The 19,764-nt window shown below is 63.3% G+C and carries 16 protein-coding genes and 1 tRNA gene; 7 read left to right on the forward strand and 10 right to left on the reverse strand.

The window, feature by feature from the left end; genetic code table 11:
- Window positions 1-538: 538 nt before the first annotated feature.
- Window positions 539-1,918, forward strand: coding sequence for a Cdc6/Cdc18 family protein (locus AUR64_RS13395; protein ID WP_082230786.1), 1,380 nt, complete (start codon window positions 539-541; stop codon window positions 1,916-1,918).
- A gap of 205 nt (window positions 1,919-2,123) precedes the next feature.
- On the opposite strand, the gene AUR64_RS13400 is transcribed toward AUR64_RS13395, so the two are convergent.
- Window positions 2,124-5,243 (reverse strand): adenosylcobalamin-dependent ribonucleoside-diphosphate reductase, encoded by a 3,120-nt coding sequence (locus AUR64_RS13400; RefSeq protein WP_058582441.1) that lies wholly within the window; start codon window positions 5,241-5,243, stop codon window positions 2,124-2,126.
- A 398-nt stretch (window positions 5,244-5,641) separates the two neighbouring features.
- Here AUR64_RS13400 and AUR64_RS13405 point away from each other — a divergent pair, with 398 nt between their 5' ends.
- Window positions 5,642-5,848, forward strand: coding sequence for a hypothetical protein (locus tag AUR64_RS13405; protein WP_058582442.1), 207 nt, complete (start codon window positions 5,642-5,644; stop codon window positions 5,846-5,848).
- A gap of 68 nt (window positions 5,849-5,916) precedes the next feature.
- Here AUR64_RS13405 and trpG read toward each other — a convergent pair whose 3' ends face one another.
- Genes trpG through trpD form a run of 4 tightly spaced genes read right to left on the reverse strand, consistent with a single transcriptional unit; the run spans window position 5,917 to window position 9,912 of the window.
- On the reverse strand, window positions 5,917-6,570 hold the full coding sequence (gene trpG / locus AUR64_RS13410) for an anthranilate synthase component II (RefSeq protein WP_058582443.1): 654 nt from the start codon (window positions 6,568-6,570) through the stop codon (window positions 5,917-5,919).
- Window positions 6,567-8,234 carry an anthranilate synthase component I gene (gene trpE, locus AUR64_RS13415; RefSeq protein WP_058582444.1) on the reverse strand — a complete coding sequence of 556 codons (1,668 nt, stop codon included), beginning with the start codon at window positions 8,232-8,234 and terminating at the stop codon, window positions 6,567-6,569. Before trpE ends, trpG begins: the two co-directional genes overlap by 4 nt.
- On the reverse strand, window positions 8,231-8,893 hold the full coding sequence (locus AUR64_RS13420; RefSeq protein ID WP_058582445.1) for a phosphoribosylanthranilate isomerase: 663 nt from the start codon (window positions 8,891-8,893) through the stop codon (window positions 8,231-8,233). Before AUR64_RS13420 ends, trpE begins: the two co-directional genes overlap by 4 nt.
- Entirely contained in the window at window positions 8,893-9,912 is a 1,020-nt protein-coding gene (gene trpD, locus AUR64_RS13425) for an anthranilate phosphoribosyltransferase (RefSeq protein WP_058582446.1), read from the reverse strand. Before trpD ends, AUR64_RS13420 begins: the two co-directional genes overlap by 1 nt.
- A 212-nt stretch (window positions 9,913-10,124) precedes the next feature.
- On the opposite strand from trpD, the gene AUR64_RS13430 reads away from it, so the two are divergent.
- Together AUR64_RS13430 and AUR64_RS13435 are read left to right on the forward strand one after the other, a co-directional pair.
- Window positions 10,125-10,199: transfer RNA gene (locus tag AUR64_RS13430), tRNA-Val, on the forward strand.
- Window positions 10,200-10,495: 296 nt separating this feature from the next.
- Window positions 10,496-11,599, forward strand: coding sequence for a GNAT family N-acetyltransferase (locus AUR64_RS13435; protein ID WP_058582447.1), 1,104 nt, complete (start codon window positions 10,496-10,498; stop codon window positions 11,597-11,599).
- A 9-nt stretch (window positions 11,600-11,608) separates the two neighbouring features.
- Here AUR64_RS13435 and AUR64_RS13440 read toward each other — a convergent pair whose 3' ends face one another.
- Complete coding sequence (locus tag AUR64_RS13440) at window positions 11,609-12,163, reverse strand: hypothetical protein (RefSeq protein WP_058582448.1); 555 nt, start codon at window positions 12,161-12,163, stop codon at window positions 11,609-11,611.
- Window positions 12,164-12,332: 169 nt separating this feature from the next.
- Window positions 12,333-12,608, reverse strand: a complete 276-nt coding sequence (locus AUR64_RS13445) for a lycopene cyclase domain-containing protein (protein WP_082230818.1) — start codon at window positions 12,606-12,608, stop codon at window positions 12,333-12,335.
- Between the two features lie 182 nt (window positions 12,609-12,790).
- Here AUR64_RS13445 and AUR64_RS13450 point away from each other — a divergent pair, with 182 nt between their 5' ends.
- Entirely contained in the window at window positions 12,791-13,933 is a 1,143-nt protein-coding gene (locus tag AUR64_RS13450) for a CBS domain-containing protein (RefSeq protein ID WP_058582449.1), read from the forward strand.
- A 955-nt stretch (window positions 13,934-14,888) separates the two neighbouring features.
- Here AUR64_RS13450 and radB read toward each other — a convergent pair.
- A complete protein-coding gene (radB, locus tag AUR64_RS13460) occupies window positions 14,889-15,626 on the reverse strand; it encodes a DNA repair and recombination protein RadB (protein ID WP_394326103.1) in 738 nt (245 codons plus the stop codon).
- 96 nt (window positions 15,627-15,722) lie between these two features.
- On the opposite strand from radB, the gene AUR64_RS13465 reads away from it, so the two are divergent.
- The gene (locus tag AUR64_RS13465) at window positions 15,723-16,556 is read left to right on the forward strand and encodes a hypothetical protein (protein ID WP_058582452.1); all 834 of its coding nucleotides are present in this window, start codon (window positions 15,723-15,725) and stop codon (window positions 16,554-16,556) included.
- 24 nt (window positions 16,557-16,580) lie between these two features.
- Here the strand turns inward: AUR64_RS13465 and AUR64_RS13470 are convergent, their stop codons facing one another.
- Entirely contained in the window at window positions 16,581-17,474 is an 894-nt protein-coding gene (locus tag AUR64_RS13470; RefSeq protein WP_082230787.1) for an alpha/beta fold hydrolase, read from the reverse strand.
- A gap of 84 nt (window positions 17,475-17,558) precedes the next feature.
- Here AUR64_RS13470 and AUR64_RS13475 point away from each other — a divergent pair, with 84 nt between their 5' ends.
- Window positions 17,559-18,203: a helix-turn-helix domain-containing protein gene (locus AUR64_RS13475; protein WP_058582453.1), complete on the forward strand. Its 645-nt coding sequence runs from the start codon at window positions 17,559-17,561 to the stop codon at window positions 18,201-18,203.
- 36 nt (window positions 18,204-18,239) lie between these two features.
- On the opposite strand, the gene larC is transcribed toward AUR64_RS13475, so the two are convergent.
- Window positions 18,240-19,634, reverse strand: coding sequence for a nickel pincer cofactor biosynthesis protein LarC (gene larC, locus AUR64_RS13480; RefSeq protein ID WP_058582454.1), 1,395 nt, complete (start codon window positions 19,632-19,634; stop codon window positions 18,240-18,242).
- Window positions 19,635-19,764: the final 130 nt, after the last annotated feature.

The following is a 19,764-nucleotide window of genomic DNA, read 5'->3' on the forward strand; positions in this document are numbered from 1 at the left end:
TTTTGTCGCGTCTCCGTCTCGGTTCGGCTTAGCTCGATATCGTCGCCGCAATCGAGGCAACAGGAACCGTGCGTACGTCCGGTGTTCGGTCGTCACTTTCGTCTACTCGGTCCGTTCTCTGATTCACTTCGACCGTCACCCTCACCCCTCGAACCGAGTGAAACACTCCACGACTGCCCCGGATAATCTCGAAATCGCGGCGAGTAACTCGCGCCTATTATATAATTACCTATACAAGCAATCAACAACAACAACAATTTGTACAGTTTGCTTTTTCACCGGCCGAAGACCCGCTCTTCAATTTACCCGTGATACCGCCACACACGCCACTTATATCCTATCGCTCTCTCACCGAAATCGGCCGGATAGCCGCCTCTCACCTTCTCGTCGATTCACTCGGTACGAGGGGTGGGGGATTCCCGGTCTCGTCGCGTTCGTCCGGCAGTGTCTCGCCCGTGCCGCCGCTCGAAACGGACGCCGACTTCACTCGGTACGAGGTCGGCAGTTTTATCTCACTGCCGTGTGGCTACGTGAGTCGATGACCGACTCGGAGGACGGAGGACGCACACGTCGCAATCGAGGCCGAAAGGCCGCCGGACACGACGCCGACCTCCGGTCGTACGTGACGCCGACAGACGAAGCGAGCGACTCCTCGGAGTCGACACAGGAGCGCGGAACCGCCGGCCCCCCGACGACCGACGGCGGCGACCCACAGAACGACGAGTCGTACGGTGACCCGTTCGCCGTCGGGTCGATATTCGCCCGCGAGGAACTGCTCCGCGTCGGCTACGTCCCCGACCGGGACCGAATCATCGGCCGCGACGACGAGATTCGCGCCGTCGGCAAAGCGCTCGGCCCGGCGGTCAGAGGCGGTCCGCCGCGGAACCTGCTGCTCTACGGCAAGACGGGCACGGGAAAGTCGCTCGTCTCGAAGCACATGGCCCGCGAGGCCGGCGGGCGCGCCAGCGACAACGGTGTGGACCTCATCTACCAGTACGTCGACTGCTCGAACGACGACACCGAGACGCGGGCGGCGCGCGAACTCGCCCTCGGCGTCCGCGACACGCTCGACCCCGACCTCTCGATTCCGCGAAAAGGTATCGGGGCGGCCGAGTACTTCAGACACGTCTGGGACCTCCTCGACGACCACGAGGTCCGCTCGCTCATCGTCATTCTCGACGAAATCGACAAACTCGACGGCGACGACGACATCCTGATGACGCTCTCGCGCGCCGAGGAGTCCGGCAAGACCGACTCGTACGTCGGCATCATCGCCATCAGCAACAAAATTCAGTACCGCGAGTCCATCGGCGAACGCGTCGACTCCTCGCTACAGGACCGCGAGTTCGTCTTCCACCCCTACGATGCCACTCAGTTGCGACAGATACTCGAAAACCGGCGCGACGCGTTCCAACCAGACGTGCTCTCGGCGGACGTCATCCCGAAGGTCGCCGCACTGGCGGCGCGCGAACACGGTGACGCCCGCAAAGCCATCGACATCCTCCGATACGCCGGCGCGATAGCCGAGGAGTCCGATAGCACACAGGTGCTCGAACAGCACATCGACCACGCGATGGAACGCGCGGAGGCCGACCGGTTCGCGGAACTCATCTCCGGCAGCACACCGCACGTCAAGTACATTCTCGTCGCTCTCGCGTCGCTGACGATACGACGCGACGAAGAGGAGTTCGCAAAGCAGGATATCTACTCGACGTACAAGCAGGTGTGTGCGAACGAAGGCTCCGACCCCATCTCGTGGGACCGCGTCTCCCGACTGCTGAAAGAACAGTCGTTTCTCGGCATCACCGAGAGTCGCCACACCGGCGGCGGCTACGAGAAAGGCAGTTATCGAGTCCACTCGCTGAACCGTGACCCCGAAATCGTCCTGAAGGCGCTGGACTCCCGGTCGGACCTGTAGTCGGAGTGGATTCCGTTCTCTGGCTCTCGTCTCGCGCTCCCGAGCGGTGGCTCTCTCCTCCGTGCACTGCGCCAACCCGTGGGATAGGGAGCGAAAGGACAGAAAACGGAATCGGAAACCAGTAGACCGAAACCCGGACCGTAGAGGGACCGAACCGAGAGAGACAGAGGGAGAAAACTGCGCGGCGCTTCGACGACGCGTTACGTTAGCACTCGGACCAACCGCAGGACTCGCAGGTCTTGCAGCCTTCCGAGAAGTACAGCGTCAGGTTCCCACATTCGGGACACTCAGGACTCTCGCCCGCAGCGAGCAGGTCGTCCATCGCCGAGGACGCCGCGCTGTCGTCGACGGACGCACCGCCGTCGGGTTCGGGTGCTTCTTCGGCGTCGACCGCAGCATCGGCGTCGGTCGTCTCCTCTTCGATTTCGGTGAGACTCTTCTGTTTGGGGTACGGCTTCTCGATTTCGCCGTCGAGGTAGCGCCGCATCGCCACGCCGATGGCGTCCGGGATGGAGTTTATTTGCTCGCCTTTGTCCCACGCGACCTTCGGGCTACGGATGCCCTGCAGGTCGGCGGCGATTTCGCGCGGGTCGACCCCCGAGCGCAGCGAGTAGCTGATGACCTTCGCCAACGCCTCGGTGAAGGAGTTGGTGAAGCCACCGGAGTTGCCGATGGTGGCGAACAGCTCGAACGGTTCGCCGTCCTCGTCCTCGTTGATGTTGACGTACAGTTTCCCGTAGCCGGTGTCGATGCGCTGGGTGACGCCGTGGAGTACGTCCGGACGGGGTCGTTCCTGTGCGTAGGCACGACCCTCGCCGGTCGTCGCGACGACCTCTTCGAGGTCGCCGCCGAGCGCTTCGCGGACTTCCTCGGCGTCGAGGAACGCGTCGAGACCGCCGAACGCCTCACGAATCTGTTCGGCGATGACTTCCGCGGCCTCGCCTTCGTCGGCGAACTCGGCGTTGTCGGCGCGCGTCGTCAGCACCTGCTTCGAGCGGGTGCCGTCGCGGTAGACGGTGACGCCCTTACCGCCGTGGTCGTAGATGTACCTGTAGACTTCGTCCATATCCTCTTTCGAGGCGCTGTTCGGGAAGTTGCAGGTCTTCGAGATGGCGGAGTCGACGCCCTGCTGGCAGGCACACTGTACGGCGGCGTGGTCCTTGCCGGAGAGGTCGGCGGTGACGACGAACAGTTCCGAAATCGAATCAGGAACCGTCGACAGCGAGTCGACGCCGTCGAACTCGTTGTTCGCCATCTGCTCTTGGGCTTCGCGTTTGACCTCGTCGACGTCGATGTCGTTGGCCTCCAACACGCGGAGGAAGTAGTCGTCGAACTCGACGAGCATCTCGTCGCCTTGGACGTCGTCGGAGACGTTCTTGTAGTAGGCGACGTTGTAAATAGGCTCACAGCCACCCGTCGTGTTACCGACCATCGACGTGGTGCCCGTCGGCGCAATAGTCGTCGTGTTGTGGTTTCGGACGGGGAAGCCGTCTTCCCACTCGTCGGCGTCTTCGCCGGTATGGTGTTCGAACCACTGGCGGTACTCGGTCGGGTTCGCGTACTTCGAGTCGCCCCAGTCGTCGAACGAGCCGCGTTCCTCGGCGAGTTCGTGGCTGGCCCACTTCGACTGGTGGTTCATGTGGGTCATCAACTGGCTGGCGACTTCGTTGCCCGCGTCGGAGCCGTAGCCGATGCCGAGTTGGATGTACAGTTGCGCGAGGCCCATGACGCCGAGGCCGATTTTGCGCATTTCTCGCACTTTTTGCTCGATTTTTGCGACCGGGAAGTCCGACATCGTGACGACGTTCTCGAGGAAACGCGTCCCGAGGTCGATGCGGCGGTCGAACTCCTCGAAGTCGATGGCCTCGTTCAGGAACGCCTCGACGGCCTTCTCGTGGGAGTCGTACTCGTCGAGGTGCGCTTCGGACCAGACGCGCCAGTCGGGCGCGTCGAGGTCGGCGAGCGTCGAGAGGTTGATGTGGCCGAGGTTGCAGGCCTCGTACTCTTCGAGCGGCTGTTCGCCACACGGGTTCGTGGCGAGAATCCGGTGGTCGGGGTGTTTCTCGACGTCGAAGGAGTGCTGTTTGTTGACGCGTTCGAGGTAGATGATACCCGGTTCGCCGTTCTCGTGGGCACCGGAGACGATGTGGTCCCAGAGTTCGGCGGCCGGAATCGAGAGGACTTCGCCGACTTCGACGTGTTCGCCGAGGTCGAACATCTCGTACAGTTCCTTCGTTTCGGGCGTGGCGACGTGCGGTTCCTCGGTTCGGGGGTTCGTGAAGACGAACTCCTCGTCGTCGTACAGCGCCTCCATGAAGTCGTCGGTGACGCCGACGGAGATGTTGAAGTTCGAGAGGTGGCCCTCGACGGCGTTGCGGAGGTGTTTCGGCACTCTGCCTTCGTCGTCGATGAGTTCGCGCGCTTCGTCGAGCGCGTCGGCGAACTTCGTGTGCGTGTAGTCGTCGGGGTCGTTGAGACGAAGCGAGTGCGCCAGCGAGACGTCCTTGTTCTTCGAGTGGATGAACTGGATGACGTCGGGGTGGCTGACGCGCATGACGCCCATCTGTGCGCCGCGTCGGGCACCGCCTTGCGCGATGGTCTCGCACATCTGGTCGTACGTTCGCATGAACGTGATGGGACCGGAGGCGATGCCACCAGTAGAGCCGACGGCGTCGCCGTACGGGCGGAGTTTCCAGAACGCATAGCCCATGCCGCCGCCGGACTGGAACACTTCGGCGGCTTCCTTCATCGTCTGGTGGATGTCGGTGATGTCGTCACCCGGCGAGTCGACGAAACACGCCGATAGCTGCTGGAGTTCGTCGCCGGCGTTCATCAGCGTCGGCGAGTTCGGAATAAAGGAGAGCTGTTCCATCAGGCTCTGGAACTCGTCACGACGCGTCTCGACGGCCGACTGTATCTCCGTGGGGAGTTCGGGAACGACGGTGTCGTAGGCGAACTTGTTGACGTTGTAGACCGAGAGCGTCGTTTCGGCGTCGCTGTCGGCGGTGACGCCTTTCCCGAAGACTTCCGCGGCGAGTTCGTCGCGGCGGGGGTGGCCGGGCTTCAACTGCTCGGGGGTGACCGTCACCGACTCGCCCGCTTGTTCGGCCTCGTAGACGGCCTCCGCGAGCGCGATGTTCTTGGCTACTCGCGCAAACAACTCCTCTTGGGTCTCGGTGAGGTTGCCGTCGGCGTCCTTGCGGAGATACCGTGCGGGCAGGATGTTGTTGTACGCGTTCGAGGTCATTCGCGCTTCGAGGTTCTCACCCTCGGTGCGCTTGACCGGGAGCACGAGTTCGTCCGCGCTCAGGTCGGCGTTACTCATCTGTCGCTCTCTCCTCCGTTCGTGGGAATTTGAGTGGCTGCGTGTAGGGCATGTTGTCGACTCCGGCTCGTCATCTATGACGGAACGTTTGATACGGTAGTGACCCATTAATGCTTTCGAAGCCGGGTATTACCAACTAAATGACTTGTATATATAGTGACTGTTCCGTCGTCTCGACTCGCCTTCGACCGTACATCGATTCGGCGACGACATAACGATGTGCAGAGTGCGGTGAAAGTGATTCTCAGGAGCTTCGAACCACGAGCAGGCAGGCCGATGTCCAGCGGAACAAAAGGGGGGTTCAGGCGGCGTCACTCCGCCTTCCGACGCCGAAAGCTGTCGGTTCTCGAACGAGTGTCCGACACAAGCTTATGCCGTCGGAGGCAGTATCGAAAACTATGGACGCCCTCCTCGTGACAGCACTGCTTCAGACTGCGCTCGGCGAGATGCCGTACGGGTCGTTGTTCCTGAGTCTGCTCGCGCTCGGTGCCGTCGTGTTCGTCGGTCGTCTCCTCTTGCGACTGGCGTGGCGACTCGTGACTATCGCACTCGTCGTCGTCGGCGCGCTGATGGTCGTCTCGATGGTCGCGCCGGGACTGGTGTAACCGAAAACGAGAGACACTCCAACGGCGTGCCGACTGCGAGCGACGGCTCTTAGTCCTAGCCCTTATCCTTAGTCCGCTGTCGGCCGCGGTGCGTCGGACACGCAGTTCACGAGAAAGTTCTCCACGACGTCGTGACCCACGGCGGTCAGCACGCTTTCGGGGTGAAACTGGACGCACTCGATGGGGTACTCGCGGTGGCGAACACCCATCACGAGTTCCGTTCCCTCGTGGTCCGTCGTCGCCGTCACCTCGAAACAGTCGGGAACTTCGGTCGCCACCAACGAGTGGTAGCGCCCGGCCTGAAACCCTTGTTCGAGACCCGCGTAGACGCCTGCACCGTCGTGGTCGACGGCGAACGCCTTTCCGTGAACGGGTTCGGGCGCGTGGCCGACCTCGCCACCGTAGGCGTGCACCGCCGCTTCGAGGCCGAGACAGACGCCGAGCGTCGGCACCTCGGGACTGAGTTCCCGCAGCACGTCGAGAGTGACACCGACGTCGCGGTCGTTCTCGGGATGGCCCGGCCCCGGACTCAACACGATGGCGTCGGCGTCTGCGGCCCGTACCTCGTCGAGCGACGCCGTGTTCTTCAGTACCTCCACCTCGACGCTCTCGACACGTCCGTTGCGTCCGTCGCCTCCGTCGCGTTCGACCTGCGTCTCCGAGAGATACTCGACGAGGTTGTACGTGAACGAGTCGAAGTTGTCGACGACGAGTACCTTCATCGCGGCACCTCCGCAGGCGTCGCTTCGTCTTCTTCGTCTTCTCCGCTTCGTCCATTTTCTTCGATGCGTTCGAGCGCATCGAGGACGCCACCCATCTTCTGTTCTGTCTCCTCGTACTCGGCGGTCGGGTCGCTGTCGGCGACGATTCCAGCGCCGGCGCGTACCCGGACTAGGTCGGCACCTTCGATGCCGCCGGTGTCCCCGTCTCCGTCGCCGCCCCCACGGTCGATTGTCGCGGTGCGGATGACGATGGCGATATCGGCGTCGCCGGTCCACGAGTAATAGCCGACACCACCACCGTAGAGACCTCGTGGGGTCGTCTCCAGCGCGTCGATAATCTCCATCGCGCGGACTTTCGGTGCCCCCGAGAGCGTCCCCGCCGGGAACGACGCGCGGGTCGCGTCGAACGCATCTGATTCTGTGTCGAGCGTGCCCGAGACGGTCGACTCGATATGCTGGACGTGGCTGTACTTGAGGACGTTCATGAACTCCTCGACGCGGACCGTTCCCGCTCGGGAGACGCGGCGGACGTCGTTTCGCGCGAGGTCGACGAGCATCGTATGTTCGGAGCGTTCCTTGGCGTCGGCGAGCATCTCCCCGGCGAGACGGCGGTCTTCGACCGGGCTGTTCCCGCGCGGGCAGGTTCCGGCGATGGGGTTCGCTACCACGCGGTCACCGCGCACCGAGACGAGCGTCTCCGGACTCGCACCGACGACGGTCCGGTCGCCGTGGCGCAGCAGATACATGTACGGCGAGGGGTTCACCTCCCGCAGCGACGCGTACAGACCGAGTGGGTCGATTTCGCCTCGCAACTCTCGGGTCCGGGAGATGACGCCCTGATAGATGTCGCCGTCGAGGACGTGCTGTTTCGTCTCCCGGACTGCGGCCTCGTACGCGTCTTTCGACCCCGCCGTCTCGCCGTGTTTCACGAACCCGCCGTGGTCGGGCGTTTCTGCTTCGGCGAGTTTCTCTTGGACGCGCGTCGCTTCCGCGGCGAGTTCGTCGTACACCGTCTCGGGCTCGTCGCCGGGAGCGACGACGGGCGTGAAGACGAGCGACACCGAGTCGGTGGCGTGGTCGAAAACGAGCGTCTTCGTCGTCAGCACGAACTGCGCGTCGGGCGTCGCACGCTCTTCTGTCTGCGCGTCCGGTCGTTCGACGCCGACTTCCTCCAACCAGAGGTCGTACACCGCGTCGTACGCGAGAAAGCCCACCAAGCCGCCGTCGAGACGCTGACGCTCGGCCGCTTCGGCGTCCTCGAAACCGACGCGTTCGACGTCCGGCAGCGCACCGCGGAGTGCGTCGAGTACGTCACCGTCTGCGGGTTCGACGAACCGAGATGCGCGCCCGCCCAGCGATTCGACGCTCGCGCCGTCGGCGTCGACGGTGACGACGGCTTCTGGGTCGTAGCCGACGAACGAGTAGCGAGCGTGGCGGTCGGTCGCGGTCCCAGGCGAGAACGCACCGTCGGGGTCGCTTGACGGCGTCTTCTCGGCACTTTCGAGCAAAAAGCCGTACTCGTTTTCGTCCGATAGTGCCGCGTACGCCGACAGCGGTGCCGTCGACGGGAGGTCGAGTGTCGCCGAGACTCGCGCGACTGCCGGTCCGTCGACGTCGTCGAGAAGTGAGACGAACGACTCGCGCGTTCGTTCGAGCGAACTCACGCCGACACCTCCTCGCGGAACTTCGTCGCTTTCGCCCGGTGGACGAACGTCCGGACGGCGTCCTCGTCTTTGATACCGCCGGTGAGTTCGACACCGCTGGCGGCGTCGACACCGTACGGGTCGACAGTCTCGATGGCTTCCACGACATTTTCCGGCGTCAACCCGCCAGCGAGGACGACCGGCGAACAGAGCGTCTTCGCGAGTTCCGCCGTCGCCTCCCAGTCGTGGGTTTCACCGGTCCCGCCTGCACCGTCCTCGGTGACCGAGTCCAAAAGTACCGCGTCGACGACCGGATCGATGTCCCGGACTCGTTCGGCGTTCTCGGCGTCGGCGGCCGCGAGGAGTTTCGTCTCCGTCTCCGCGCGGATATACCGGAACTCGTCGGCGGTGAACTCGCCGTACAGTTGGAGCACGTCCGGTCCAACGAGGCGCGCGAGTTCGACGGCCCGCTCCGGCGTCTCGGGCATGAGCACGAGCGTCGTCGTCACGAACGGCGGTGCGGCGGCGACGAGGTCCGCCGCCGACGCGGGCGTGACTTCTCGTGGACTGTCGACGTGGCTGGGCAGTTCGGTGATGACCCCGACGGCGTCGACACCGGCGTCGGCGGCGGTTCGGATGTCCGCTGCCCGAGTGAACCCGCAGAGTTTGACCCGCGTCATCAGTCGCTCCGAGAAAGTTCGACAGCCGACCCACTCAGTCGATGCAGTTTCTCGGCGGCCGCGCCCGAATCGATGGCCTCGCGTGCGGTCTCGACGCCGTCTTCGATGCTGTCGGCACGGCCAGCGACGTAGACGGCGGCCCCGGCGTTTGCGAGGATGATATCTCGTTTCGCGCCCGTCACGTCGCCTTCGACGATGCCGCGAAGGTCGGCGGCGTTCTCCTCGGGAGTGCCACCGGCGACGGCCGAAATCGGTGCCGAGTCGAGACCCATCTCCTCGGGAGTCAGGGTGTACTCGGTGATTTCGTCGCCGTCGACTTCGGCAACGGTTGTCTCGCCGTGGAGTGCGATTTCGTCGAGTCCGTCGCCGTGAACGACGAGCGCCCGTTCGACGGGCATGTGCGAGAGCGCGCGTGCGATGACGGGAACGAGGTCGTCGTCGTAGACGCCGAGCACCTGTGCGTCGGCCCCGGCGGGGTTCGTCAGCGGGCCGAGGACGTTGAACAGCGTCCGCATGCCGAGTTCCTTGCGGGGGCCGATGACGGCTTTCATCGCCGGGTGGAACACCGGCGCGAGCATGAAGCCGATGCCGTCGCGTTCGATAGCGCGTTCGACTGCCGGTGGTTCGGCTTCGACGTCGACGCCGGCGACTTCGAGTACGTCCGCGCTTCCGGACGATGACGACACGGAGTAGTTGCCGTGTTTGGCGACGGCGACGTCCGCACCCGCGGCGACGATGGCGCTCGTCGTCGAGACGTTGATGGTGTCGTAGTCGTCGCCACCGGTGCCACAGGTGTCGACGAGCGGCGTCTTGTCTGGCGAAATCGTCCGCGCGGCGTCGCGCATCCCTCGGGCGAAGCCGGCAATTTCGGCTTCCGTCTCGCCTTTCGCTCTCAGCGCTGCGAGTAGCGCCCCGATTTGTGCCTCCGTCGCGTCCTGAAACACCGCGTTCGCTGCCTCGTGTGCCTCCTCGACGCTCAAATCCTCCCCCGCCGTGACGCGTTCGATGTATTCCTGCATGGTGGACACCAATGTACGTATTCGTGTTGTAGTGTACAAATCAGTACATCGGTATAAGCCTGTCGCCGGAACCCGCGCTCCGAGAAACTCCCCCGCGGGGGCCGTCGCTCCTATTTGAGGCCGTCGAAAGTCGCCGACGGAGCGACGTTCCGAAACCTTCAATTACTCGGCCGGAATACGTGATAATGCGTTCAGCAGGTGAACGTCGGACTGGGTTTGTGGTCTAGTCTGGTTATGACACCTCCTTGACATGGAGGAGGCCGGCAGTTCAAATCTGCCCAAACCCACTACGTTTCTCGCGTGTTGCACTCTCAGTTCGAGAGCGGACGCTCACACTCTAGTCACGGTTACACTCCCGTAGCTAGTAATACGAGCGTAACTGGCGATTGAGCCGTTCTCTGTGCTGTTTTCGCCACCAAGAATCGCCGCTCAAAGACAGTCGTGCGTGTAGTCTCCTCCGCTCTCGCTGACTGACTTCTGGAGAGAAAATACTGCGAGAACGTTATGTTTTCGACGAGAAACGCAACAATTCGAAGGTTCAACCGAGCAAAAACAAAGTACTAGGAGAGTTATTCAGGACGGGATGGGCCAGACACAGGAGACGTATCGGATTCGGGGGTACAGCGACTCCGACCGGGAGACGTTCTGTGACCTCTTCAGTACCGAGTGGTTCGAGGTGAGCGACCAGTGGTTCGAGTGGCGATATTCGACGCCGTACCTCGACGAGAAAGCAATCGCGGTTGCGACGGCGAACGGTGAGCCAGTCGGGTTCTTCCCGTGTATGGTGTTTCCGCTCCGAGCAAACCACGAGTGGACGCTCGCGCTCCAGCCCGCAGGCGTGCTCATCGACCCGGACCACCGGCGGCAGGGACTGTTGACCAAGCTCACGACGTGGCTGTTCGAGACGTACGAAGACGCCGAGCCGTCGATTCTGTTCAACTTCCCGAACGCCGCCATCAGTCCGGGCCTCGAGAAACTCGGCTGGAAACAGACGCTCACGCTCGAATCGTACTTCAACGTGCAGAACCCTCATGCGTTGCTCCGTGCGCGTGGCCGCAATCTCGGCACCGTCGGTGACGTGGCGTCGAAAGCACTGTCGAAGGCGTATCTCACCGGCTGTCGCCAGTTCAGAGCCGGCGGTGACGACATTACCGTCACTCGACACTCGACGGTTCCAGCGGAGGTGTTCGCATCACTGTACGACGAGAACGTCCCGAAGACGATTCACGTCGCCCGTGATGCAGAGTTCTATCGGTGGCGCTACCACGTACCAGAATGCGAACACCGTGTCTACGTCGCGCGAGACGGCGACCCGCTCGCGGGTGCGATTACGCACACCCATCGGACGGTGAACGGACTCCGCCTGACCGACGTGATGGAGGCACAACCGATGGGCGTCACCGACAGGGATGGCGCTTTCGAGCGCTTACTCGACGCGATAGCGGCCGATCACACTGACAGTGACCTGATACGAGCGACGAAGGCGACGCTCCCTCGGAACGCAGCGCTCCGGTCGGGCTATCTGCCCGACGACCGACTGCCGCTGTCGGCGGTTCGGAAACCGGAGACGACGATGATGACGCGGCCCATCCCGGCGAGCGGTGGGTCGTGGCGACTGAACGGCTTGGCGTTCACCGACCCCGACAACTGGCAACTGATGCTCAGCGAACGGGACCCGACGTGTTGAGGCGACGGCTCAGGACGGCCGAATCGCGTCGTCGACGACCCGGTCGAACTGCGCTTTCAGCGCGCCGTCGACGGTGACGCCCGGTTGGACGGTGTGGATACCGTGGAGGCGCTGTCCAGCCGTCTTCTGCAGTACCGTCGAGAAGAACCGGGAGACGACGTCGGGTTCACAGTACATCTCTAAGACGCCGAGCGCGTCGGTCACTACGCAGTCACCCTCCGAGAGCGTCGAGAGCGCGTCGACGAGACGCATGCCGACACCCGTCACGTCGCCGGGGTGGACGACGCCGGTGAGCGTGACGGGGCCGTCGTACTCCAGTTCGACGGGCCACACCGACAGCAGCGTCGCACTCGCGGGGTCGCGCCCCGACTCGCGGAGCATCTGTTCGAGTCGTTGCGGGTGGAGGCGCGCGCTGACGACGAGCAGTCTGTCGCTCCGCGGCAACGCCGCCGAGGGCAACGGGTCGGGAGTCCGAACGAGCGTCTGTTCGCCCGGCGCGGGCGCGTCTGCTGCGTCCGCCGTGTTCGTCGTGTTCGCCGTGTTCACGTTTGCTTCGAAGACCATTGGCTATCCTGCGGCGTCGCCGCCGCCTGTCTCGCGGTAGAACGGCTTCCCTTATCGACATACGCCGCCTACCGAGGTCATAGCCCCTCGTTACTGCGTGGTTGGTCGCGCCTTCCGTTCCGGTCTCGGGACCGCGAATTCGACCGACTGCGGCCGTTCGACGGCGTACTCACTCCGTTCTGTCGTCCGGCGACCCGTGGACGAGTTCGTGGATGCCGATGACCAGCGACGGCACGACGACGATGAAGATGTGTTCTTCCAGCGGGATGCCCAGGAGTTCGACGCCCGTGCGCAGCGGAATCGAGAAGACACCGACTTCGAGCGTGTACCAGTCCCAGACGTACGCGATGGGATACAGTACTGCGACGGTCTTTCCCGCCCGTCGAAACGCGTTCGCCCGCCACAGCAGGACGGCCGCGAAGCTACCGAACAGAACCTCCGTCATCAGGTACGTGTAGGGCCCGAAGACGCCGATATCCGGGAGCGCCACCCCGACCAGTCGAACACCGTCGTCGACTCCAAACCCCGTGCTATAGCACACCACACCTACTATACGACGGGGTATCGGAAAGCAGCGGGGGGTAAACAACCTTCAAGCCCTCCGGCGGTGTAGATGGAGATTGGACCATGGACATTACTGACATAGCACTCCAGGACTTCGTGGAGCTGGAGGCCGACACCCGACTCGGGAAGGTCCGGTCTGCGTTCGAGCGCGAAAACCCGAAGGGTATCATCATCACCGACGGCGGCGACTACGTCGGGGTGGTCGGCGAGAAGCAGTTGATTCAGTCGCACATCGAAGACAACACGAAGGCCGCTGCGTTGATGCGCTCTGCGCCGCGCATCGACCGCCACGAGGACGTCCGCGAAGCGTCGCGGATGCTCATCGAGGGCGACACCCAGATTGCGCCCGTCTACGAAGGCGAGAAGCTCTGGGGCATCATCACGAGCGACGCGATTCTCGAAGCCGTTCACGACAACTTGGACGCGCTCACCGTCGAGCAAATCTACACCGAAGACGTGGTGTCGATTCTCGAAGAGGAGAGCGTCGGCCAGGCCATCAACCGCCTGCGCGAGAACGGTATCTCTCGACTCCCAGTTCTGAACGACAGCGGAAATCTCACCGGCGTTCTCACAACGCACGACATCGTCGACTTCGTCGTCCGAAACGAGGTCCGACAGGGAACCGGCGACCGAAGCGGTGACCTCGAACGAATGCTGGACCTTCCGGTCTACGACCTGATGACGAGTCCGGTGTTCAGCACGAACCCCGGTGAGTCGGTCGACGACGCGGTCTCGAAGATGTTCGAGAACGACGTGGCCGGACTGGTCGTCACTCCTTCGGACAGTGACGCAGAGGTGCTCGGCGTTCTCACGAAAACGGACGTACTCCGCGCGCTGACCTACACTGAAGAAGAGCAGATGGACGTCCAGATTACGAACGTCGACCTACTCGACACCGTCTCCCGGACGGAACTCGTCGAGAGCCTCACGCAGGTGGTCGACAAGTACCAGCAGATGCAGGTCCACCACGCCCACATCCGCTTCCACGAACACAAGGAGAAACTTCGTGGCACCCCGCTCATCCAGTCGCAGGTTAGACTCCGGACGAGCCACGGACAGGTCGCTGGCTCCGGGGAAGGATACGGCGCAGAACACGCCTTCCGCGTCGCCCTCGACAAACTCGAACGCAACGTCTTGGAGATGAAAGGCATCAACGCCGACGAGCAGTACCGCGGCCAGTTGCTGCGGAAACTCGGCGAGCTGTAGAACGCCCACCTTTTACGCTGTGCGGACGGCTCCGCCGTCCGCTCGGTAAAAGCTGGACCAAAAACACTCCTCCTTCGCTTCACTTCGTTCCGCTCAGTCGTCGGTCGAAAATCGCTCCGCGATTTTCGGGCACGTCGAGACGTCGTTCCGACGGCGGCCCGCTCGCTTCGCTCGCGGTAGAGCAACTGGTTTCCGTTAAAATCCCTCAAGTGGTGTCAGAAACGCCTTGATGGATACAGAGGATGTATGCAGTATGTAACCGCTGTTCGTCTCGCAGTGCTACTGTTGAATACAGGAGTTCGGTTGGGTGTGCATGTCGTACAGCGGGAGGATGATAGTCTTAGTACCTTTGCACGAACATTCCCACCAACAGAACTTACTCGACAGCAATCAAATCGCGGCTATGGATTTGAATCGGATAGCAGTAGTTGCGACATATCTCCTTGCCATCGGAGTCTGTCTGAGCGCTACTCTCCTCACAGGAATCTTCGCTTCAGTACCGTTTGGAGTCGATGATCAAATTGTGGAGCTACTATTGTTTGTATGCCTGCCGTTCGCGCTCGCGGTCGCTGTGCTCACTCGTGCAGGCCTTAGTAGGACGCCTGTGGACATCGTACTGGCCGCATTTGCGTTCCCGTGTCTCCTCGCAACGATATGGACGCTCGGTGGGTACGTGTGGCCGAGTGTGACGGATTCACCATCTAATCTGATTTCATTGGGAGTTGGGCTTCTACTATCGATTATCCTCTTAGCTGATGGAGTCCTGACTCACGTTGGTGCATCGGAGTTGGGTTAGATAGTCACTGCTATTCCTCCAATAGGTGGTGCAACCTCTGGACGTAACGCCGAATCCGAGCCAATTCAGTGCCTGACTTGCGCCTTCTATTCAGCACGACCGCTGAAACCTACCGCCGATTGGATATTTGACAAAACCAAACAGCGTCGCCCCGCCGCTTCAGAACTCCTCGGTCGCTTCCAACCCGCTTCCCGTAATTCGGAACGTCGCACTCTCCCCGGCGGCCTTCGCGCGGTGTTTCTCCAGCGTTGCCCGGCGGTTACCGCCGCGGAAGCGGTCGAGGCGCACGACGACGCCGGTCCAGTGTTCGAGCGTGTGGCCGCCGAGCGCTCGCGCTCTGTCGGTGTCGGGGTCGGTGAACACCTGATTCGTCAGGACGACGGCGATGTCGTGTTTTCGTGCCAGAGAGAGCAGATGCGTCACTTGGCGGGCGACGCGACGGAGCGATTCGCCGCCTTCGCCTTCCATGGTGCGTTCGAGACGGTAGAAGCCGGTCGCGCTGTCGAGAACGACGAGGTCCGCTCTGTCGGCGAACTCCTCGGCGTCGCGGACGGCCTCCTCCTGTTCGGCGAAGTCGTGCGCCTCGGTGACGATAACGCGGGAGGCGACGTCCTCGAACGCCTGCTCGTCGTCGGTGCGAGCTTCGACCAACTGGCGGAAGCGGTCGATGGAGAGCCCTTCGGTGTCGATGTAGACGACGGTTCCGCCCGCGGCGGCGACGTCGACGGCCGCCGACAGCGCGACGTTCGTCTTCCCCGCCGCCGGTGCGCCGTACACCTGCGTGACGGTCCCGCGTTCGAGACCACCCCCGAGCAGGTCGTCGAGCGGCGCACACCCCGTGGAGAGTGTTTCAGTCACGGTCGGAGGTAGCGCGGTCGACGGGAAAAAGACCCCGATACGACGCTGAGACGACGGCGAACGGGTCGATAGGCGGTGCTCGATGGGCGGTCACATCGACTGCAGTTTTTAGCCTTCGGGCGTCCAACGAAACCCGTGATAGTCGTCGCAACGGAGGACTTCGAGTTGTACCACGAAGCGGTCGCCGCCCTGCGCGAGCGCGGTGTGACGTTTACGACGGTCCGCTCGGACGACGACCTTCCAGCGGCGACGAGCGTACTCGTCACCGCACCCGACGACACCGTTTCCGACCTGCCGTCCGACGTGACCCACATCGAAACGAGCGCCGACGAGGTGCGACAAGCCGTCGAAGAAGCACTCACCGTTCTCCGCGGCAGCGGTGAGCGGACCATCGTCGGCGTCGACCCCGGCACGCGACCCGGCATCGCCGTCCTCTCCGGCGAGATGGTCGTTGCGGCGTTCCAAGTTCCGCTCTCGGATGCAGTCGCCGCAATTCGTCGGGAGACCGACGACGCCGTCGACCCACTCGTCCGCGTCGGCGACGGGGCACGGTTGCAGAGCGCCCAAATCGTCAACGACCTCGAAGACGTCCCCGTCGAACTCGTCGACGAGACGGGGACGACACCGTATCTCGGGACGGGCGCTCGCGGCATGGGCGACGTACTTGCTGCTGTCAACATCGCACATCTGGAGGGCGAACGCGTCGACTCCCGCGACATCGACCCGACCGCCGGAGAGATTCAGGTCATCAAGGACCGTTCGCGCGAGCAGTCGCCCGAGAACCGTTCTATCGACGAGTCGTTGGCGCGCCGTGTCGCGGCGGGCGAGTTGAGCATCGAGGAGGCGCTGGCAGAGCATCGAGGTGAAGGTGACGAAAACAACGGAGGCGACAAAGGCGGCGAAGGCGGTGAAACCGTCACCACCGATAGCGAGATAACCAACGCCACCGACGGCGACGAGTCCGAGTAACGGTGAACGGCATCGCTCGCAGCTTTATGGCCGCTCGTTCAGTATCTGGGACCGACTTCGGAGAAGCGAGGTGAGGTGGTCGGCGTCGCGGAGCGTCGTCATCGTCGCGTCGGGGAGTCGGTCGGCGAGGCCCCGAGCGGCATCGACCGGAACGTTCGTGTCTTTCTCACCGTGCCAGAGTCGGACGGGGTGACCGACACGCTCCAGCGGTACGTCCCACGTGTCGGCGAGGAGACGAAACTCTGTCACTGCGCCGCTTTGACCGCCTTCGACCGACTCGGCGAAGTCACGTCTCACCAGTTCGGCGACGCCGTCATCGAGTTCGGCCACTCCCTCGGCAGTGGTGTACTGCGAAACCACGACAGCGGGAGATGCGCGTCGCGCAACCCACCCTTGCACTCGAAGGAGTCCACTAAGAAGTGACGGCGTTCGGTGAGCCATCGTCGCAAGCACCCGACGAACCGCTGGGGTGTTCGCTTCGAGCGCCGGTGGCGTTGCGCCGGCGACGATATCTACACTCTCGACACGCCCACCGTGCGTCGCCGCGAGTGCGAGCGCGTGGGGGCCACCGCCCGAGAACCCGACGGCACCGGCGCTCGACACGCCGGCATGGTCGAGAACGGCAGTGACGAACGTCCCGGTGTCGCGTAGCGTTCGACCGGGCCACGGCGTCGAACGGCCGTACCCCGGTCGGTCGGGAGCGATGAGACGGACACCGTTTCGTCGCGCGGCGTCGTCGAACAGCGCTCCGAGGAGATGTGACCCGGGTGTTCCGTGGAGGAAGACGACCGGTCTGCCGTCACTGACGCCGTACTCGGCGTAGGAGACGACTCGCTGGTCGTCCAACGGAGCGGTTGCTTCGGCGAGCGGTTCGGTCGTCGGAGTGGAGGGCGAAACGTCAGCGGGTCCGGGTCCCATCACCCGACTGTTTCGGCTCGTTGGCCGAACGCTTCGCGCCGGATAGATACGGTGTTTTATATGTTACTGTCGTAACGACTGGACGTGCGACGAGTGTCGTTCGAGGCGGAATACCCGACAGAGTTGGCGCATCCGATACACCGAGAGCTTTCGGAGACCGAGGGAGTCACCCGTATCGAACTGTTGGCGTGGAGTCCGGCAGGTCGGGTGAAGACGCTGCTCTGGTTCGACGGAGACGAGTCGGCGGTCCGACGACTCTTAGCGGCCGTCGAGTCGCTCGTCACCGCGAGTCTGGTTTCGGGGAGCGACGGGACGTACGCGTTTCTCGACCAGACGGTGTACGAACTCGCCGACGAGGTGATGGACGTGGTTTCGCGGTCACAGGTGGTTTTCCTGCCGCCAGTGACGTTTCTCGACTTCGGGGCTGCCCGGTTCGACGCTGTCGGCGAGTCCGACCAGTTGGCGACGCTCTACGACGCACTCCGCGACGTTGTTCCCACGAGCATTCGACGAGTACACGACTTCGAACGCCAGCACTCGCCGATGGGGCTCACGGACCGCCAACGGACCGCGCTGGACGTCGCCGTCGACGTGGGCTACTACGCTGTTCCCCGAACGGGAAGCGTCGCCGACGTGGCCGCAGAACTCGACTGTGCGACGAGTACGGCGGGGGAACTGCTCCGGCGTGCTGAGGCGACTGTCGTCGCCGACTACGTGCGCTCACAGTAACTGGGGTCCGTTGACAGTCAACGGCCGACGACCCTCTTACTCCTCGCTGACCGCGTTCTCCGCCTGCTGCATAATCTCACGAATCGGGACTCCCGTCTCTTGGGCCACTGCCATCGCGTCGTCGAACTCCGCACTGCGGTCGTAGACGACACCGTCGGCGTCGCTGGCGATTTTCACGCTCACCTCGTGTGTCTCACCGTCGATGTCGAGCGTCGCCGTCTCGAACGCCCGGGAGGCAACCCAGCGGTGGCCCGCGCCGTGTTCGCGGACGCCGAGCGTCCCCGTCTCCTCGGCGAGTTTGCGGGCGACGCGTTCGGCGTCGGCCGGGCGGACGATAACTTTCACGAGGTGTCCGGGGCGCGACTTCTTCATCGTCGCCGGGAGAATGGAGACGTCGCGCGCACCCGCCTCGGAAAGCGTCTCCTGCAGGCCACCCAAAATCTCCGGCGCTGCATCGTCGAGATTCGTCTCCAGCACGGTGATTTCCTCGCGTGTGAGTCGACTCCCGCCGTCGCCGACGAGCGCTCTGAGGACGTTCGGATGCTCGGAGAAGTCGTAGCCGCCAGCGCCGTAGCCCGACGCTCCGACTCGAATCGGCGGGAGGTGGTCAACTCCTTCAGCGTAGTGTGCGAGAATCGCCGCACCCGTCGGCGTCAGCAGTTCGGCCTCGACGGGGCCACCTTTGAGCGACCAATCGGCGCGTTCGGCGATTTCGACGACGGCGGGCGTCGGAACGGGATAGACGCCGTGGCTCATCGACGCTTCGCCGCCGCCGGTCGACAGCGGCGTCGTGACGACGCGTTCGACGCCCAAGTCGGCTATCAGAAGGCATGCGCCGACGATGTCGGCGATGGCGTCGTCGGCGCCGACTTCGTGGAAATGGGTCTCCTTGAGGTCGGTGTCGTGGACGGCAGCCTCCGCCTCTCCGAGGATGCGAAACACCTCCAGCGCGTCTGCTTCGACCTCACTCGGTAAGCCCATCGATTCGACGATACCGACGACTTCGGTGTACTTGCGGTGCGGCCCTGCGCCCTCAGCGTGCGTGTGGCTGTGCCCGTCGTGGTGGTCGTGTTCGTCGTCCTGATGGCTGTCTTCGTCCTGATGGCTGTCTTCGTGCCCATCGTGGCCGCCGTGATGGTGGTCTGTGTGGTCTGTGTCGTCACCATCGTGACGGTGTGAAGCGTCGTGGTCGTGATGCGCATACTGACTACCGCTGTGGTCGTGGTGCTGATGGTCGTCGCCGTCGACGAGCAACACCTCTACCGTCGTCGAACTGATACCGTTCTTCACCGTCTGCCCGATTTCGTAGCGAACGTCGAGTGCCTCCTCCACCGGTGAGAGCGCGTCCGGGTCCGCCCCTACCGCGAGCAACGCGGCGAGAATCATGTCGCCGCTTGCGCCCATCCGTCCGTCGAACGCGAGAGTGTCCATGTAGAGTGAGCCTCTCGAAGCGAGAAAAAGCCCTCGTCGTCTCGTGGTCCGCAGGCGGTTTCGAAGTTGACAGGCGACCTGTTCAGGCGGTAGGGATATGTACAGTGAGGTAGTACCGTGTCACACAATG

It is taken from the genome of Haloprofundus marisrubri (genome assembly GCF_001469955.1).
In the GTDB taxonomy this organism is placed as follows: domain Archaea; phylum Halobacteriota; class Halobacteria; order Halobacteriales; family Haloferacaceae; genus Haloprofundus; species Haloprofundus marisrubri.

What these genes read in the sequence shown, in the direction of transcription:
- AUR64_RS13395 (WP_082230786.1), top strand. Translation starts at nt 539, where the DNA reads ATGACCGACTCGGAGGACGGAGGACGCACACGTCGCAATCGAGGCCGA.
- AUR64_RS13400 (WP_058582441.1), bottom strand. Translation starts at nt 5,243, where the DNA reads ATGAGTAACGCCGACCTGAGCGCGGACGAACTCGTGCTCCCGGTCAAG.
- AUR64_RS13405 (WP_058582442.1), top strand. Translation starts at nt 5,642, where the DNA reads ATGGACGCCCTCCTCGTGACAGCACTGCTTCAGACTGCGCTCGGCGAG.
- trpG (WP_058582443.1), bottom strand. Translation starts at nt 6,570, where the DNA reads ATGAAGGTACTCGTCGTCGACAACTTCGACTCGTTCACGTACAACCTC.
- AUR64_RS13420 (WP_058582445.1), bottom strand. Translation starts at nt 8,893, where the DNA reads ATGACGCGGGTCAAACTCTGCGGGTTCACTCGGGCAGCGGACATCCGA.
- trpD (WP_058582446.1), bottom strand. Translation starts at nt 9,912, where the DNA reads ATGCAGGAATACATCGAACGCGTCACGGCGGGGGAGGATTTGAGCGTC.
- AUR64_RS13435 (WP_058582447.1), top strand. Translation starts at nt 10,496, where the DNA reads ATGGGCCAGACACAGGAGACGTATCGGATTCGGGGGTACAGCGACTCC.
- AUR64_RS13440 (WP_058582448.1), bottom strand. Translation starts at nt 12,163, where the DNA reads ATGGTCTTCGAAGCAAACGTGAACACGGCGAACACGACGAACACGGCG.
- AUR64_RS13445 (WP_082230818.1), bottom strand. Translation starts at nt 12,608, where the DNA reads ATGACGGAGGTTCTGTTCGGTAGCTTCGCGGCCGTCCTGCTGTGGCGG.
- AUR64_RS13450 (WP_058582449.1), top strand. Translation starts at nt 12,791, where the DNA reads ATGGACATTACTGACATAGCACTCCAGGACTTCGTGGAGCTGGAGGCC.
- AUR64_RS13470 (WP_082230787.1), bottom strand. Translation starts at nt 17,474, where the DNA reads ATGGGACCCGGACCCGCTGACGTTTCGCCCTCCACTCCGACGACCGAA.
- larC (WP_058582454.1), bottom strand. Translation starts at nt 19,634, where the DNA reads ATGGACACTCTCGCGTTCGACGGACGGATGGGCGCAAGCGGCGACATG.